This window comes from Clostridium yunnanense (assembly GCF_016595795.1).
GTDB classification, from domain to species: Bacteria; Bacillota; Clostridia; order Clostridiales; family Clostridiaceae; genus Clostridium_AR; species Clostridium_AR yunnanense.
Genome location: NZ_JAENHN010000038.1, coordinates 1 through 16877, shown reverse-complemented (window position 1 = coordinate 16877; position 16877 = coordinate 1). Strand labels below are relative to the sequence as shown.

14 protein-coding genes and 1 riboswitch are annotated in these 16877 nt (G+C 31.6%); of the genes, 13 read left to right on the top strand and 1 reads right to left on the bottom strand.

All coding sequences use genetic code 11. The annotated features are described in order from the left end of the window. Positions 1-474: 474 nt before the first annotated feature. On the top strand, positions 475-711 hold the full coding sequence (locus JHL18_RS13360; RefSeq protein WP_200269976.1) for a hypothetical protein: 237 nt from the start codon (positions 475-477) through the stop codon (positions 709-711). Between the two features lie 122 nt (positions 712-833). On the opposite strand, the gene JHL18_RS13355 is transcribed toward JHL18_RS13360, so the two are convergent. After that, entirely contained in the window at positions 834-971 is a 138-nt protein-coding gene (locus tag JHL18_RS13355; RefSeq protein ID WP_243277878.1) for a hypothetical protein, read from the bottom strand. A 504-nt stretch (positions 972-1475) separates the two neighbouring features. Here JHL18_RS13355 and JHL18_RS13350 point away from each other — a divergent pair. The 12 genes from JHL18_RS13350 to JHL18_RS13295 all read left to right on the top strand — a co-directional run bounded on the left by JHL18_RS13350 (position 1476) and on the right by JHL18_RS13295 (position 16718). Next, complete coding sequence (locus JHL18_RS13350) at positions 1476-3206, top strand: oleate hydratase (RefSeq protein WP_200269974.1); 1731 nt, start codon at positions 1476-1478, stop codon at positions 3204-3206. Between the two features lie 167 nt (positions 3207-3373). Next, a riboswitch (SAM riboswitch) is annotated at positions 3374-3490 on the top strand. A 243-nt stretch (positions 3491-3733) separates the two neighbouring features. Continuing rightward, complete coding sequence (locus tag JHL18_RS13345) at positions 3734-4888, top strand: trans-sulfuration enzyme family protein (protein ID WP_200269972.1); 1155 nt, start codon at positions 3734-3736, stop codon at positions 4886-4888. 2 nt (positions 4889-4890) lie between these two features. Continuing rightward, on the top strand, positions 4891-6024 hold the full coding sequence (locus JHL18_RS13340; RefSeq protein ID WP_200269970.1) for a trans-sulfuration enzyme family protein: 1134 nt from the start codon (positions 4891-4893) through the stop codon (positions 6022-6024). Between the two features lie 144 nt (positions 6025-6168). Beyond that, entirely contained in the window at positions 6169-7575 is a 1407-nt protein-coding gene (amrA, locus tag JHL18_RS13335) for an AmmeMemoRadiSam system protein A (protein WP_200269968.1), read from the top strand. Between the two features lie 14 nt (positions 7576-7589). Further along, entirely contained in the window at positions 7590-8444 is an 855-nt protein-coding gene (gene amrS / locus JHL18_RS13330; protein WP_200269965.1) for an AmmeMemoRadiSam system radical SAM enzyme, read from the top strand. A gap of 227 nt (positions 8445-8671) precedes the next feature. Beyond that, the gene (locus JHL18_RS13325; protein ID WP_200269963.1) at positions 8672-9097 is read left to right on the top strand and encodes a MerR family transcriptional regulator; all 426 of its coding nucleotides are present in this window, start codon (positions 8672-8674) and stop codon (positions 9095-9097) included. Between the two features lie 536 nt (positions 9098-9633). Then, positions 9634-10773: an aldo/keto reductase gene (locus tag JHL18_RS13320; RefSeq protein WP_200269961.1), complete on the top strand. Its 1140-nt coding sequence runs from the start codon at positions 9634-9636 to the stop codon at positions 10771-10773. 174 nt (positions 10774-10947) lie between these two features. Beyond that, positions 10948-12306 (top strand): nickel pincer cofactor biosynthesis protein LarC, encoded by a 1359-nt coding sequence (larC, locus tag JHL18_RS13315; protein WP_200269959.1) that lies wholly within the window; start codon positions 10948-10950, stop codon positions 12304-12306. A 12-nt stretch (positions 12307-12318) separates the two neighbouring features. After that, positions 12319-13170, top strand: a complete 852-nt coding sequence (gene larE, locus JHL18_RS13310; RefSeq protein ID WP_200269956.1) for an ATP-dependent sacrificial sulfur transferase LarE — start codon at positions 12319-12321, stop codon at positions 13168-13170. A 74-nt stretch (positions 13171-13244) separates the two neighbouring features. Beyond that, complete coding sequence (gene larB / locus JHL18_RS13305; RefSeq protein WP_200269954.1) at positions 13245-13991, top strand: nickel pincer cofactor biosynthesis protein LarB; 747 nt, start codon at positions 13245-13247, stop codon at positions 13989-13991. 226 nt (positions 13992-14217) lie between these two features. After that, entirely contained in the window at positions 14218-14787 is a 570-nt protein-coding gene (locus tag JHL18_RS13300) for a TetR/AcrR family transcriptional regulator C-terminal domain-containing protein (RefSeq protein WP_200269952.1), read from the top strand. A gap of 245 nt (positions 14788-15032) precedes the next feature. Beyond that, positions 15033-16718: an oleate hydratase gene (locus JHL18_RS13295; RefSeq protein ID WP_200269950.1), complete on the top strand. Its 1686-nt coding sequence runs from the start codon at positions 15033-15035 to the stop codon at positions 16716-16718. Positions 16719-16877: the final 159 nt, after the last annotated feature.

The window sequence follows — 16877 nt, the reverse complement described above, 5'->3', positions numbered from 1 at the left end:
TATACATAAATTACTTGATATTAAAGGTTATATTTTTAATTATCTCACCAGAACTCATAAGGGATTTGAAAACAGATTTAACTTTGAAGTAGTGTATATCAGTAACGGGGATGTCTATAAATGTACCATGTTAAACATACTTAAAACAAATATTCTAGAAAAGTATATATAATAGATACTAATAAGAGAACTGAAATGATAAACTAATTTGATTGTGATATATTTTGAAACTAAGAAATTAACATTTTGGGATTTTAATATTTTGGTTGTAAGATTCTGATAAAGACTTTTATTTTGGGGAATTTAATTTGAATAGTCCATATATTATTTATATAGTGACAATACGTAGTAAAAGAAAAAATTCTTTTTTAGTATTTAACGACTCCATATAGAACTTTTTTTGCAGTAAAAAAATCTAAAAAAGATAAGTTATTACATGGATTTGCAGGCTTAATCAAATTTATAATTACTTTAATGTATTTAAAAACAATAATTTTAAAGAAGGGCGTACAGGGAATGGAAAATGAGAACATAGCTAGGAAGTATGAGTTGGGTGTAAGTAAAAATAAGCATGAACAAAAAAAACTTAAGAAAATCGTAAAAAAGAAAGCTAAAAAAGCAGCTAAGAAAGGTTATAAAAAGGGATTTAAGGCAGGATTTAAAGCCGGTATTAAAAAGGCATTGGAAGAGAGCAAAGTAGAAAGCTTTTGATAAGTTTCGGAACTAGAAGACTGATTTTTCATGATTGGAATTAAAATAAGATAAGTTTAGAGGTTTAAAATGAGGAGAGTATAATTTGCTCCTCATTTTATTTTAGAATAAAAAAACTTTATTTATTTAACTTTCTCTAATATAAAAGTAGATGTGTTCTGGTCTACAGAGCCACTAAGGTTAGGTACAACATTTATTACCTTCCACCCTCCTGTGCCATGTTCATTTAGTTTCTTTTCTAGTTCTTCTGCAGAGCTCAAATCTCCATTTAAAAACTTTATATTCGTACATATAATTTCCTCCTATTATGATTAATAACTTTTAATCAATACAATATTTAATTTTGATATGTTATATTACATATAGATTTAAACAAGTAAAAAAATGATGTTACGGTGATTAATTTGTATTATAGAGTTCTAGCTCAGATATTAATTTATACAAGCTCTAAAATCCCAAGAAGCCGAGATTTTTGAACAAGTATAAATTAAATTTCGATATAGGAACTCTTTTGTGATTTTCATCTAAAAGTAAAGGTAATCTCATTTAAGAATTAATAATTATGAAACTACTGTTTTTATATTTAAGAGATTTATAAAAATATATTTTTACTAGACAAATGAGTTAAACTGTATAATTACAATGAAAAATTCCTGATTTATAATTGTTAATAGATAAGGCATTAAAATAGATTAGTTGGAATGATCCTAAAGATAGTAGAAAGGATCATATCATCTTATGAATGTAAAATGGAGGAAAAGGGCATGAATAAAAAGTCTAGTAAAGATAATGTAAACATATTGCTTGCATTAGGGGCAATAGCTGGTGCTGCAACTGTGGCAGCCATAGGTGCAAAAAAATTAAAGGACAGAGCAAAAGTGACAGATAAAAGTTTGCAAAAACCTATAAATAGTGAAGATAAGCAGGTTTACTTTGTTGGAGGTGGATTAGCTTCTTTAGCAGGTGCTGCTTATCTTATAAGAGATTGTAATTTTAAAGGTGAAAATATTCATATAATAGAAGGGCTTAAGATACTTGGAGGTAGTAATGATGGTGCTGGAGATGCAGTAAATGGTTTTATCTGCAGAGGCGGTAGAATGCTAAACGAAGAGACTTATGAGAACTTTTGGGAGTTGCTATCAACCGTACCATCTTTAGATATGCCTAATATGAGTGTAACAGAAGAAATATTAAATTTTGACCAGTCACATCCAACTTATGCAAAAGCAAGATTAATTGACAGAAATGGTGTAATTCAAGATGTAACTAGCATGGGGTTCAACAATGCTGATCGTATGGCGCTTGGAAAGCTTATGGCTACATCAGAAGATAAACTTGATGATATGACAATTGAACAATGGTTTAAGCATACACCACACTTCTTTGAAACAAATTTTTGGTATATGTGGCAGACTACTTTTGCTTTTCAAAAATGGTCTAGTTTATTCGAATTCAAGAGATATATGGATCGTATGATTTTTGAGTTCTCTCGTATAGAAACTTTAGAAGGTGTAACAAGAACTCCGTATAACCAATATGATTCAGTTATTCTTCCATTAAAGACTTATTTAGAAGGTTTTAATGTTGATTTTAGTATAAATGCTACTGTTACTGATCTTGATTTTAAACCTGGTGAAGAGATAACAGTAACAGCAATACATGTACAAGATAACGAAGGAGAAAAAGTTATTGAGCTTAAGGATCAAGATATCTGTATTATGATAAATGGATGTATGACAGATAACGCAACTTTAGGAGATATGCATAGAGCGCCAGAATATACTCCAGATAAGCCAATTTCAGGAGAATTATGGGCTAAAGTTGCAAAGAAAAAGTGGGGACTTGGAAATCCGGAACCATTCTTTGGAAATCATGAAGAGACAAATTGGGAGAGTTTTACTGTAACATGCAAAGGCAATAAGCTACTTAAACTTATTGAAAAATTTTCATCAAATGCTCCTGGTAGTGGGGCACTAATGACGTTTAAGGATTCAAATTGGTTAATGAGCATAGTAGTTGCAGCACAACCACATTTTAAAAATCAACCACTTGATACAACTATTTTCTGGGGATATGGGTTATATACTGACAGAATAGGTGACTATGTAAAGAAACCTATGAGAGAATGTACTGGAGAAGAAATACTAATTGAGTTATTACATCACCTGCATATGGAGGATAAGACAGAGGAAATAATGGATACAGTGGTAAATGTAATTCCATGTATGATGCCGTATATAGATTCTCAGTTCCAACCTCGTAAGAAAACTGATAGACCAGAAGTTGTTCCAAAGGGATCAACAAATTTTGCTATGATAAGTCAGTTTGTTGAAATACCTGAGGATATGGTTTTTACTGAAGAATATTCTGTTCGTGCGGCTAGAATTGCAATATATACTTTGTTTGATGTGAAAGATAAGAAGATTTGTCCAGTAACACCATATAAGAAAAATCCTAAGGTTTTAAAGGAGGCTTTAAAGACATCTTTTAGATAAATTTCAAAAGTAAATTAAGTAAGCAAAGAGGGTAATTTATATATAATTAATAGAGTACTAGTTTAACACTATGTAAAACCAATTGTTAAATTGGTAAAATCGCATAAAATGTGTTGACAGAAAACTAATGTAGAGCATATAATATGAAATAATTAAATAATAGTTTTAACTTATCTCGAGAGGTGGAGGGACTGGCCCTGTGAAACCCAGCAACCAGCATGAATTTCATTTAATTTATGTAATGGTGCTAATTCCTGCAGTTTTATATAACTGGAAGATGAGAATAGATTTCTGTAGTAAATACATGCCAGAGTTTATTCTCTGGCATTTTTTTATTGTATAGGGAATCATAAAATTTTAATGCTAGTTATTTCGGGTATTTAGTATTGCTATTTAGGGGTACAATAAAAAACTTGTTCGCCTGATAGATTTTTTCTATATACTGAGAAAAGAAATTGTGAAATGAGATCATAAATAAAAATTGCGTTATGGACTTTTATAAGTAAAATATTAAGGGGGCATTCAATATGTGTGCAGAAAAACTACTAAAATTTGAGACTACAGCAGTACATGGAAGTAAGGGCTTTGATCCATTAACTGGTGCAATAAGCTTTCCGATCTATCAGACAGCTACATTTAAGCATGGGGGCTTGAATGAAAGCACTGGGTATGATTATTCTAGATTACAAAATCCTACTAGAGAAGAGGTAGAAAACACGGTAGCGAGACTCGAGGGAGCCAAATATGGTGCTGGTTTTTCTACAGGGGTAGCAGCTGTAACTGCTGTACTAAGTTTATTCAAACCTGGTGATCATATTTTGGTTTCTGATGATTTATACGGAGGTACTTTTAGGCTATTTAGAGATATTTATGGACCTTATGGAATTGAACATGATTTTATAGATACAACTGAATTAAAAGATATAATAGATAGTATTAAAGAAAATACTAAGGCTATCTTTATTGAAACACCTTCAAATCCTATGATGAAGGTTGTAGATATCAATGAAGTTGTAAAGATTGCAAGAGAGAAAAATATAATTGTAATAGTAGATAATACATTTTTAACACCATATTTTCAAAAGCCTCTTAATTTGGGTGTTCATATAGTAGTTCATAGTGGAACTAAATTTTTAGGTGGACATAACGATACCCTTGCTGGTTTTGTGGTAACTAATGAACAGTGGATAAATGAAAAAATACGATTTTATGAAAAGTCTACAGGTGCAACCTTAGCGCCGTTTGATTCTTGGTTAATACTCAGAGGAATAAAAACACTACATATAAGAATGGAAAAAAGTCAAGAGAATGCAATAGAAATAGCTGGATTTTTAAAAAGACATCCTAAGATAAAAGAAGTGTTTTATGTGGGATTACCTGAACATAAAGGATATGAAATTTCTAAAAACCAGGCATCTGGATTTGGTTCGATGATATCATTTAAAGTGAAAAATCAGGAAGATGTAGCTAAAATATTAAAAAACGTTGAAGTCATAAACTTTGCAGAAAGTTTAGGTGGTGTTGAGACTCTGATTACCTACCCGCAAACTCAAACACACGCAGAAATTCCTTCAGAAATAAAGAAGAGACTTGGAGTAACAGAAGATTTATTAAGGTTGTCAGTTGGAATTGAAAATATAAATGATCTTATTGAGGATTTAGAAAGTGCATTGGGGTGTTAAATATGAAATTTGGTACAAAATTAATTCATAATGGAAATGAGATAGATGAAGAAACGGGAGCACTTAGTATACCGATTTATCAGGCATCTACTTTTCATCAAAGAGATATAGATAACTTTGGTAAGTATGATTATTCTAGAAGTGGAAATCCAACAAGGGAAGCATTAGAAGACACAATAGCACAACTTGAAAATGGACACAGAGGTTTTGCTTTTTCTTCAGGTATGGCAGCAACTTCATCGGTTTTATCTATATTTTCAGCTGGGGATCATGTCGTAATTTGTGAAGATGTTTATGGCGGCACATATAGAATAACTACTAAAGTACTTAGCCGATTTAACATAGAATTCACTTTTGTAGATGCATCTAAACTCGAGAATATAAGAAGTGCAATTAAGGAGAATACAAAAGCAATTTTCTTAGAGACACCTTCCAATCCATTGCTTAAAATAACAGATTTAAAAGGTGTCATATCTATCGCAAGGGAGAAAGATATTATTGTAATAGTTGATAATACTTTTATGTCACCATATTTGCAAAGACCACTGGACTTAGGAGCTGATATTGTAGTTCATAGTGCTACCAAATTTATAGGTGGACATAGTGATGTAGTAGGTGGACTAGCGGTGGCCAAAACTAAAGAATTGGCAGACAGGATATATACCATACAAAATTCCTTTGGAGCTATACTTGGACCACAAGATTGTTGGCTGCTTCTTAGAGGGCTTAAGACTTTAAAAATAAGATTAGATGCTCATCAAGCAACTGCGTTGAAGCTTTCAACATGGCTTCAAGAGAAGGAACAGGTAGAAAAAGTATATTATCCAGGATTAGAAGGTCATATAGGAAAGGATATTCATTTTTCTCAAGCATCTGGTGCCGGAGCTGTGCTTTCTTTTAAGTTTAAGACCATAGAGCAAACTAAATATTTTCTTAACAATATAGAGAATGCCGCTTTTGCTGTTTCTCTAGGTGGTGTTGAGACTATTGTTTCTTATCCAGCAAAAATGTCACATGCAGCTATACCGAGAGAAGAGAGAGAAGCGCTTGGTGTTAGTGATACCTTAATTAGGGTTTCTGTTGGACTGGAAGAATACGAAGATATAATTGAAAGTTTTGAAAAAGCCATTCTTTAAAAAATTCATCTATATATCAGCTGCTTGCATATTTAATGATATATAAGCAGCTGATTTTCTAACTATACACTTAAGTATTTAATATTGTAAGTTGGTAAAACTAATCTTTAGATTAAGTATAACTATAATAAAGAGGTGAGTGTTTTGAGTTTAAATGGTTTTTATTTATTGCCACATCCTCCAATAGCTGTGCCAGAGGTAGGTAAGGGTGAAGAAGAAAAGATAAGTGCAACTGGAAATAGCTTTCATGTAATTGGTGAAGAGATTACGAAAAAAGCTCCGGATACTATTATATTAGTTACTCCTCATGGGGTGATGTTTCAAGATGCTATCGCCATAAGCTATGAGAATGAGATATATGGTGATTTGAAAAACTTTAGAGTTCCCAGTGTACAGATGAAACTTAAAATAAACAAAGAGCTAACAACAAAAATATATGAAATAGCCTATGGAGAGGGAATACCGGTTATAATGGCCACAAACTCTCTTTTAAATAAGTATGATCAATCAGTTATATTGGATCATGGAGCAATGGTTCCTCTTTACTTCATAAATAAACATTATAGTAACTACAAATTTGTACATATAACCTATGCAGCCTTAAGTGATGTTGATTTATATAAGTTTGGAATTGCTATAAGAAGAGCTGTGGAGGAACTAAATGAAAATGCTGTTCTTATAGCAAGTGGAGATTTATCTCATAGACTTAAAGAGGAAGGACCTTATGGATACAATCCTTATGGTGAGAAGTTTGATAGAGAGTTTCTTGATAACTTAGCAAAAGGTGATGTTAAAACAGTACTAAGTATTGATAAAGAGACTGTTTGTGAAGCTGGAGAATGCGGAAGACGGTCAACAGTAACACTACTTGGTGCACTTGAAGGTAAAAAGTTTAATGGTGATCTTTTGAGTTACGAAGGAACCTTCGGAGTTGGATATGGGATAATGAAATTTAATGTTTTGTCTGAAGATGAGCCAAAGCTCAGTGAACTCGAGGAGCTTAGAAAGTCTCAATATGAAAAAAAGAATAAACAAAATGATCCTTATGTAAGACTTGCAAGAGAAAGCCTTACTACCTATTTAACCACAAGGAGAAAATTTAAAGAAATCCCTGAATATGTGCCTAATGAAATGAAAAATATGCAAAGAGGTGTGTTTGTATCACTAAAAAAACATGGTGATTTAAGAGGTTGTATAGGAACAATATTTCCAGCAACTGATAATGTGGCAAAAGAAATTATTAGAAATTCTATAGAAGCAGGAATAAATGATCCGAGATTTTATGAAGTGGAAGAAGAAGAACTTCTTGATATTGATTTCTCTGTAGATGTTTTGACAGAACCTGAGGTAGCAACTAAGGAAGACCTAGATCCAAAGGAATATGGAGTTATTGTAAGGTGTATGGGAAAAACAGGACTTTTACTACCTGACTTAGAAGGAGTAAATACAGCTGACGAGCAGCTTTCTATAGCCTTAGAAAAGGGAAATATAGATCAAGAGGATCAGTACACTATACAAAGATTTCAAGTTATAAGGCATAAAGAAAGCTAGGAGAAGGCTATAAAATGAAAAAAGAAGCTATGTTTTATGAAAATCTTAAAGATAAAGTACACTGTTATTTATGTCCTCATAATTGTGTAATTGAAAATGGTCATATAGGAAAATGCAATGTGCGAACTCATGAGGATGGAAAACTTTATACATTAAATTATGGGGAAATAACCTCAGCTGCACTAGATCCAATAGAAAAAAAACCTCTATACTATTTTAAACCAGAAAGTTTTATTTTGTCAGTGGGTAGTTTTGGTTGTAATTTTGTATGTGGCTTTTGTCAAAATTATAGGATATCTCAACAGATTGCTAAAAGTGAATTTGTTTCAAAAGAAGAGCTAGTAAAAACAGCGTTGACAACAAAAGCTAATATAGGTTTAGCATTTACTTATAATGAACCGAGTATATGGTATGAGTATGTGTATGATTGTGCAAAGCTTCTAAAAGAAACTGATGAAAATGCGTCTGTTGTAATTGTAACCAATGGCTATATAAGTGAAGAACCATTAAAGATGCTGCTTCCTTATGTTGATGCTATGAACATAGATTTAAAAAGTTATAGTAACAGCTACTACAAAGATTTATGTGGCGGAAGCTTAAAGCCTGTGCTAAAAACCATTGAGATAGCTGCACAAAAATGTCATGTTGAAATAACAACTTTATTGGTTAGTGGTGAAAATGATAGTTTAGAAGAAGTTGAAGAAATAGCAAAGTTCTTAAGTAGTATAAATAAGGATATACCATTACACCTTTCAAGATACTTTCCACAATATAAATTAATGAATTCTCCAACAGATTTAACCTTTATGAGAAAAGCAGAAGAAGTTGCAGGAAAGTATTTAAATAGAGTGATATTAGGAAATGTATAGCTAATCAGTACTATTAAAGATAAACATATTTGTCATAGCTATTTTTATCGTACTTCTTACCAGCTAATAAAATCTATTAACCTGTGAATTGATAAAGTATTAACTTGAAATTTATAGTAAAGATAAAAAATCTGAAATTTTCTGTCTATACTACTTGACTTATATACTATAAAAGGAGTTATATTAGACTTATACATAAAGCCAGGTTATAGAAGGGAAGTTTTTTTATGAAGTATACAATAAAGCAAGTAGCTGAAAAATTTGATTTAACTGAGTATGCGATAAGATATTATGAAAAAGAGGGATTACTTCCCAATATAGCACGTGATGAACATGGGATTAGAAACTTCAGTGAAGATGATATTGAGTGGATAAAGCTTATATGCTGTTTACGTAATACTGGAATGGCCATCTCAAAAATCAAAAATTTTGTTGCTCTTTGTATTGAAGGCGACGGAACTTTAGAGTTAAGAAGAGAAATTATATTGGCACAAAAGAAGATAACTGAGCAAAAAATTAAAGAAATGAATAATAATCTTGAATTAATTAATTGGAAGCTTAACCATTATACTGGACTAATTAAAGAGAAGAAAACTGAAAGTAGCTGTTGTAATTCTATAAATAGCTGCGAAAATAGCGGAGCAGCGGTATAGTGGACTTTTATAAGAACATTAAATTAACAAAAAGAGTAAACTATTCTATAGATATATAAATACTATCAAGCGCAAATTTTAATGAATATGTATATATAGTATAGTTTTATTTAGAAAAGAAATTAATCCTAAACTTTTTATTAAGTTTTCTAAGGATTAATTTTTTTTTGCATTATTTAATTATAGAAAAAGGTGCAATTATAAATCAGTTAATGATGAAATTAGTTTTTCATTGTAGTAAAAAATAGTGCAAGACTAAAATCGTTTAAGATGAATTTACTAGTGCAAACAAGAATTTAGTTATTCATTTTACGAAAAAGATTTAGTCACTGTATTGACTTAGAGTATACTATAAGGTGTAATATTTATAATATATGGAAACAAATATAAAATAATAATATTTTAACAGGAAATCATTAAAGATACATATTGTTAAGCTTATATCATAATTGCCCGCGGAGCCTAGCTTATTAGTATGGATACGTAATATGATTTAGGCTGAGGCTTATGTGTCAAAATTATGAGGAGGAGTCGAGATGTTATACAGAAGTTTTGGTAAGACAAATGAAAAGGTTTCAATTTTAGGGTTTGGTTGTATGAGACTACCATTAATACCAGGTGGTGATCCATCACAAATTGATGAAGAAAAAGCATTGGGTTTAGTTCGTTACGCAATAGATAATGGCGTAAACTATATAGATACAGCATATCCATACCATGGAAATGGCATGACTAGAGGTGGAGGTGCCAGTGAACCTTTTGTTGGTAGAGCATTAAAAGATGGATATAGAGAAAAAGTAAAATTAGCTACAAAGCTTCCAAGCTGGCTTATACAATCAAGAAGCGATATGGATAAATATTTGAATGAACAACTTGAACGTTTAGATACAGATCATATTGATTTTTATTTGGTACATGCTTTAAATAAAACTGATTGGGAAAGATTAAAAGCCAATGGAATAGATGAATTTTTAGACTCTGCGATAAAAGATGGTAGAATAAAATATGCTGGTTTCTCATTCCATGATAAATTAGAAGTATTTAAAGAAATAGTTGATTATTATAATTGGTCATTCTGTCAAATACAATATAATTATTTGGATGAAGAATTCCAAGCAGGAACTGAGGGCTTAGAATATGCTGCTGCGAGAGGTTTAGGGGTTACTATAATGGAGCCTATCAGAGGTGGAAAACTTGTAAATATCCCAAACGAGGCAAAAGAAGCCTTTGATAAAGCCGATGTGAAGAGATCTCCAGCAGAGTGGGCTCTAAAGTGGGTATGGAATCATCCAGAAGTAAAGGTTGTACTAAGCGGAATGAACACATTAGAACAATTAGTAGAAAATATTAAAGCGGCAGGTGAAACTCCAGAAAACTCATTGACTGAAAAAGAATTAGCTATAGTTGATGAAGTTAAGAATATAATTAAAGGTAAGATGAAAGTTAACTGTACTGCTTGTGGGTATTGTATGCCTTGTCCAGCAGGAGTTAATATACCAAGATGCTTTAGTGCTTATAATACTTACAATATGTTCCCGGGGGACAAGTCATATGAAAACTTACCTGAGAAAGAAAAGGCTACAAGCTGCGTAAAATGCGGTAAATGTGAACAACATTGTCCACAAAGTCTTCCTATCCGTGAACATTTACAAACAATCAAAGAAGTATTTGCATAAAAGCTAAGAAATTAAGAATTTAAAAAGTTAAGAATATAAGAGTCTAAGAAGTTAAGAGGTAAAAAATAGGATGTATCACTTCAATCTGAAAATATAAAATTTGAAATGAAGTGGTACATCCATATATATAAAATCTAAAGAATGTTAAATAACAAATGTAATGGAGAGAATAAAATGAAAATATTATATTATGATTGCTTTTGTGGAATTAGCGGAGATATGAATTTAGGGGCACTAATTGATTTAGGAGTGGATAAAGACTACTTACTAAACGAAATTGCAAAGTTAAATATATCTTCTGAGTATGAAATAGATATTAGAAAAGATATTAAAAATGGTATAACTGGCACTAAAGTTGATGTAATTATAAAAAAACAAGACAATCATAACCATGTTCATATAGATGAAGCTCATCAAAATGAATCACACATGCATAATCATACACATGCATTAAATCATGAACATAATGAAGAAAGTACTCATGTACACCATGATAATCCTAACCACCAGCATAATCATATTGGTGAACACCACTTACATGAGGGTTTAGGTGATAAGGAACATGGAAATCATCACCATCATGGACAAAGAAATCTTAATGATATTAAGAACATAATAAACTGTAGTAATTTAAGTGATAAGGTTAAGAGTTTAAGTTTAGCTATATTTATGAGAATTGCAGAAGCAGAAGCAGAAGTTCATGGAAAAACCATAGATGAAGTTCATTTTCACGAAGTTGGCGCTATCGATTCAATAATTGATATTGTAGGTGCAGCAATAGCATTGGATTATTTGAAGGTTGATAAGATTATGGCATCAACTATTCAGTTAGGTGGAGGTTTTGTTAGATGCGCTCATGGACTAATACCTGTACCAGCACCAGCAACAATTAAGATATTGAAGAATATACCAGTAAGAACTGGAATAGTTAATTTTGAAACTACAACTCCTACAGGTGCAGCGATTTTAGCTGAAAATGTTGAAGTTTACACTGATAAGATGGAGTTTTTTATAGAGAAGATAGGATATGGTCTTGGAACTCGAGAACTGGAAATACCTAATGTTCTAAGAGTATATTTAGGAGAAGAAATTAAAAATGAAGAAATTGAAGAACAACATTTATTTGAAACCAATATAGATGATATGAATCCTGAAATATATAGTTATGTTGAAGAAAAACTTTTTGAATCAGGAGCATTAGATGTATTTAAGACTCCTATAATTATGAAAAAAGGAAGACCAGCAATAAAGCTAAGTGTGTTAGTTAATAGAAAGGTTGAAAATAAAGTACTTGAAGTTATCTTTAAAGAAACTACCTCCATTGGAGTTAGGAAATTTGATGTACAAAAGATTATGTTAAACAGAGAATTTTCAAAGCTTGAAACTAAGTATGGAGAGGTAACAGTGAAAAAATCATATTATAAAGGTGAACTTATTAAGTCAAAACCTGAATATGAAGATTGTAAAAGACTAGCTGAAGAAAATAATGTAGCAATATCTAAAATATATAATGATGTATATAAGATATTATAGGAGGTACGGGAAATGGAACTTAAAGAGAAATTTAAATTACTTAAAGATATAATTAAAGAAAAGGGAAGTGCTGCTGTAGCGTTTTCAGGTGGTGTGGATAGTACTTTTCTTGTTAAAGTAGCTTACGAAGTATTAGGCGAAAGGCTAATTGCAGTTACAGCAACTTCATCTACTTACCCTGAAAGAGAGCTAAAGGAAGCTATTAAATATGCAAAGGATATGGGAGTAAAACATATTATAATATCTTCAGAAGAACTTGATATAGAAGGGTTTGCAAGTAATCCAAAGAACAGATGTTATTATTGCAAAAAAGAACTTTTTACAAAGATTAAAAATGTAGCTTTAGAAAATGGGGTTGAATATGTATTTGACGGTTCTAATTTAGATGATAACGGAGATTATAGACCAGGTATGCAAGCGGCTAGAGAACTAGAAGTAGTTAGTCCGTTAAAGCAAGCGGAATTAACGAAAAATGATATAAGAGAACTATCTAAGGAACTTGGACTTCCTACTTGGGATAAGCCATCATTTGCATGTCTCTCTTCTAGGTTTCCTTATGGACATAAAATAACTTTACCTAAGTTAAGAATGGTAGATCAAGCTGAACAATTCCTCCTTGATATGGGAATAAAGCAAGTAAGAGTTAGACATCATGGAGAAATTGCTAGAATAGAGGTTGCCCCTGAAGAAAGAGAACAATTTTTTAATATTGAGCTTATGGATAAGATAGGCAATAAGTTTAAGGAAATAGGTTTTACTTATGTTACTTTAGACATGTTAGGCTACAGAACTGGCAGTATGAATGAAGTTTTAAATAAAGAAGAGAAAACACTGTTTACTATACAAAAAAAGAGTCTTAATTAAGACTCTTTTTAGCGATTATAAGTTAATTGTGTTATGATGAAATTAAAAGCCTTAGTATATTTTAGGGGGATATTATGGACAAAGATGATATAAAAAAATTATTAGAAGCTGTGAAAAATGATGAAGTTGAAATAGAAAAGGCAGTAAAAGAAATTGAAGAGTTACCTTTTAAAGATTTAGGTTTTGCTGTTATAGATAACCATAGGCAGATAAGGACTGGTTATCCTGAAGTTATATACTGTGAAGGGAAAACTGTAGAGCAGGTAAAAAGTATAATTCAATTTATGCTCACGAAAGACAATAATATCTTAGCTACAAGAGCTAGCGAGGAAATGTTTGATGCTGTAAAGGCAATTTGTAGTGATGCAAAGTATAATAAACTAGGTAGGACTATAACCATTAGGAAAAGAGAAGAAACTCTTTCAGAAAGTTATATTGCTATTATTTCTGCAGGTACTTCAGATCTACCAGTGGTTGAAGAGGCTTACGAAACGGCTTTGATACTTGGAAATAAGGTTGAGAAGATTGTAGATGTAGGTGTAGCAGGTATACATAGATTATTTGCTAGGCTTGATGTTATAAGAGGCGCCAAAGTAGTGATTGTTATCGCAGGAATGGAAGGTGCTCTTGCAAGTGTCATAGGTGGATTAGTAGATAAGCCTGTAATCGCAGTTCCAACCAGTGTTGGTTATGGAGCTAACTTTGGAGGCTTTGCTGCTCTTTTATCCATGCTAAACAGCTGTGCTAACGGTATAAGTGTTGTTAATATAGATAATGGATTCGGAGCTGCATATAATGCTAGTATGATAAATAAATTATAAAAGAACGTAATTGCTTGTTATAATCTTGGAGTTGTCTTATATAATATGAAAAAGAATAAAGTTAGAAAGTGCCTAGGATGTATTGTGATTTATAAATAATTTAATAATAATTGGGTTTATATAGGAAAAATAGTATATCCTATGATACAATTATTCTAGAAGTATTTAGAAATTGTATCATAGGAATTTTTATCAGTTAATATTAAACCTTTGTTTGGAGGACTTTATGGCAAATTCATATATGACAAAGCAATTAATGGCTGATTCGTTAAAAAAGATTATGGAGAAGACTCCTTTTAGCAAAATATCAATACAAAATATTGTTGATGGCTGCGGAATTACAAGACAAGCTTTTTATTACCATTTTCAAGATGTATATGAATTATTAGGATGGATTTATAGTAACGAGGCTGTTCACTATTTAGAGCAACATAAGTCCTATGAAACCTGGAAAGAAGGCTATTTAGAAGCTTTTAGATATATTGAAAAAAACAAAGCGTTTTGTATGAATACCTTATATTCCATAGGACGAGATCATCTTGAAAGGTTTCTTTTTGCAAATACATCAAATTCACTTAAACAGATTGTAGATGAAGTTTCTGAAGGAACAAAGATTTCGGAGGAATATAAAAAATTTATAGTAGATTTTTATACACCAGCGCTAATTTCACTAGTAGCAAAATGGATGGAAGAGAACATGAAGGAAAAACCTGAACATATAATTGAAAATATAGGTTTTTTAATTGATGGAACCATAATGCAAGCAATAAGAAGATTTGAAGAAAAGCACAGATAGGTAAAAAATCTGTGCTTTTTTGACGATTTGATTTACAATGAGCTCCATTTGTAAAGAAATTTTACAAATACATTTGTTTGTAAATTGTAATCATATATATAAGAAATTATATTGTATTTGTAGGGTGGATGAAACAACGTATTAACTATTAAATCAACACCGCTATATTAATATTTATTGAAGTTAAAAATAAGCTTTTAGAGTTAAAAATATTTTTAAAAGCATTTTTGAAAGGGTGGATGGTTATGAAAAATTATGAGAGAGTAAACACAGTGCCTCAAGCAGATATTAAAAATAAAAAGGCATACTTAGTAGGTGGAGGTATCGGATCACTTGCATCAGCAGCGTTTTTAATTAGAGATGGACATATGCCAGCAAAAAATATTCACATTTTAGAAGAATCAAATGTTTTTGGTGGAAGTATGGATGGAGCAGGAAATGCAGAAGAGGGGTATATTGCTAGAGGTGGAAGAGAGCTAGAATCTAGAATGGAATGCCTTTACGATTTATTTGGATTTATTCCATCACTTACGAGTCCAGATAGAACAGTTTTAGATGAATTTAGAGAACTTAATATTGCAGAGCCAATAAAATCACACTGTAGATTAGTAGAGAATAAAGGACAAAAAGCAGATTTTTCTACTTTAGGACTTGAGTTAGAAGATATAATATCTTTAAACAAGCTAGTGCTTGCTCACGACGATGAGATTGGAGCTGCAACTTGTGAACAATGGTTTAAACCACATTTCTTTGAAACAAATTTCTGGTATTTCTGGCGTTCTATGTTTGCATTTGAAAATTGGCATAGTGTATTAGAAGTTAAAAGATATATGGTAAGATTCATGCATTTAATAGGTGGAATGAATCAGTTAGATGGAATACTTCACACTGAATACAATCAATATGATTCGTTGATACTACCACTAATAACATGGCTTAAGAAGCAAGGTGTGGTAATGGAATTAGGTGTACAAGTTATCGATATGGATATAAAAATTACTGAAGATGAAAAGACTGTTGAACGCATTTATATAAAGAGAAAAGGACATGAAGAGGTTATTGAGACTACTGAGAATGATTTGGTTTTTGTAACTAATGGATCAATGACTGAAAATTCAACTTTAGGTGATACGCATACACCAGCTTTATTAAACAGAAATCAAAAAGAAAGAGGCTGCTGGTCATTATGGGAGAATATAGCTAAACAAAGTCCTGACTTTGGACATCCAGAAGTATTCGCAGGAGATATAGATAAAACAAAGTGGCTTTCTTTTACTGTCACTATAACAGATAACACTTCTGTTTTTGATCATCTTCTAGATCTAACTGGTGATGAACCTGGTATGGGTGGAGTAGTGACAATTAAAGACTCAAGCTGGCTAATGTCTTGGGTTACTCCAAAGCAGCCACATTTTATAAATCAACCTGAAAATGTACAAGTAATGTGGGCATATGGATTATTCCCTGATAAGGTTGGTGATTTTGTAAATAAAAAGATGAGTGATTGTACTGGTGCGGAATTATTTACAGAATTACTTTATCATATGGGCTTAGGAGATAAGGTAGATGAGATACTACCATCATGTAAAGTTATACCATGCATGATGCCATATATAACAAGCCAATTCATGCCACGTAAGAAAGGTGATAGACCTGAAGTTATACCAAATGGATGCACTAACTTAGCATTCCTTGGACAATTCGCAGAAATACCAAATGATTGTGTATTTACAGTAGAGTATTCTGTAAGATCTGCGATTATGGCGGTATATGGATTGCTTAAGTTAGATAAAGAAGTTCCACCAGTTTATGAAGGACAATATGATGTTAGAGTATTGTTAAATGCAGTTAAAACTATGCTTGGAAACAGAGAAATATCCATTGATAGAATGATTGGAAAGCTGCTTTTTAACACAGGGATTATAAAGTAATATAGTAAATGAAAAAGTGACTGAAGAGACATTCTCAATGTCATTAAGTTAAGAGTGATTAAAGAAGCTATTACACAACGTGATAGCTTCTTTTTTAGCAATTAGCTTTGGAAGTGCAATCGGAATAAGGAAAGTAATCGGAAAATATGCATGCAAATA

What these genes read in the sequence shown, in the direction of transcription:
- JHL18_RS13360 (WP_200269976.1), top strand. Translation starts at nt 475, where the DNA reads ATGTATTTAAAAACAATAATTTTAAAGAAGGGCGTACAGGGAATGGAA.
- JHL18_RS13350 (WP_200269974.1), top strand. Translation starts at nt 1,476, where the DNA reads ATGAATAAAAAGTCTAGTAAAGATAATGTAAACATATTGCTTGCATTA.
- JHL18_RS13345 (WP_200269972.1), top strand. Translation starts at nt 3,734, where the DNA reads ATGTGTGCAGAAAAACTACTAAAATTTGAGACTACAGCAGTACATGGA.
- JHL18_RS13340 (WP_200269970.1), top strand. Translation starts at nt 4,891, where the DNA reads ATGAAATTTGGTACAAAATTAATTCATAATGGAAATGAGATAGATGAA.
- amrS (WP_200269965.1), top strand. Translation starts at nt 7,590, where the DNA reads ATGAAAAAAGAAGCTATGTTTTATGAAAATCTTAAAGATAAAGTACAC.
- JHL18_RS13325 (WP_200269963.1), top strand. Translation starts at nt 8,672, where the DNA reads ATGAAGTATACAATAAAGCAAGTAGCTGAAAAATTTGATTTAACTGAG.
- JHL18_RS13320 (WP_200269961.1), top strand. Translation starts at nt 9,634, where the DNA reads ATGTTATACAGAAGTTTTGGTAAGACAAATGAAAAGGTTTCAATTTTA.
- larC (WP_200269959.1), top strand. Translation starts at nt 10,948, where the DNA reads ATGAAAATATTATATTATGATTGCTTTTGTGGAATTAGCGGAGATATG.
- larE (WP_200269956.1), top strand. Translation starts at nt 12,319, where the DNA reads ATGGAACTTAAAGAGAAATTTAAATTACTTAAAGATATAATTAAAGAA.
- larB (WP_200269954.1), top strand. Translation starts at nt 13,245, where the DNA reads ATGGACAAAGATGATATAAAAAAATTATTAGAAGCTGTGAAAAATGAT.
- JHL18_RS13300 (WP_200269952.1), top strand. Translation starts at nt 14,218, where the DNA reads ATGGCAAATTCATATATGACAAAGCAATTAATGGCTGATTCGTTAAAA.
- JHL18_RS13295 (WP_200269950.1), top strand. Translation starts at nt 15,033, where the DNA reads ATGAAAAATTATGAGAGAGTAAACACAGTGCCTCAAGCAGATATTAAA.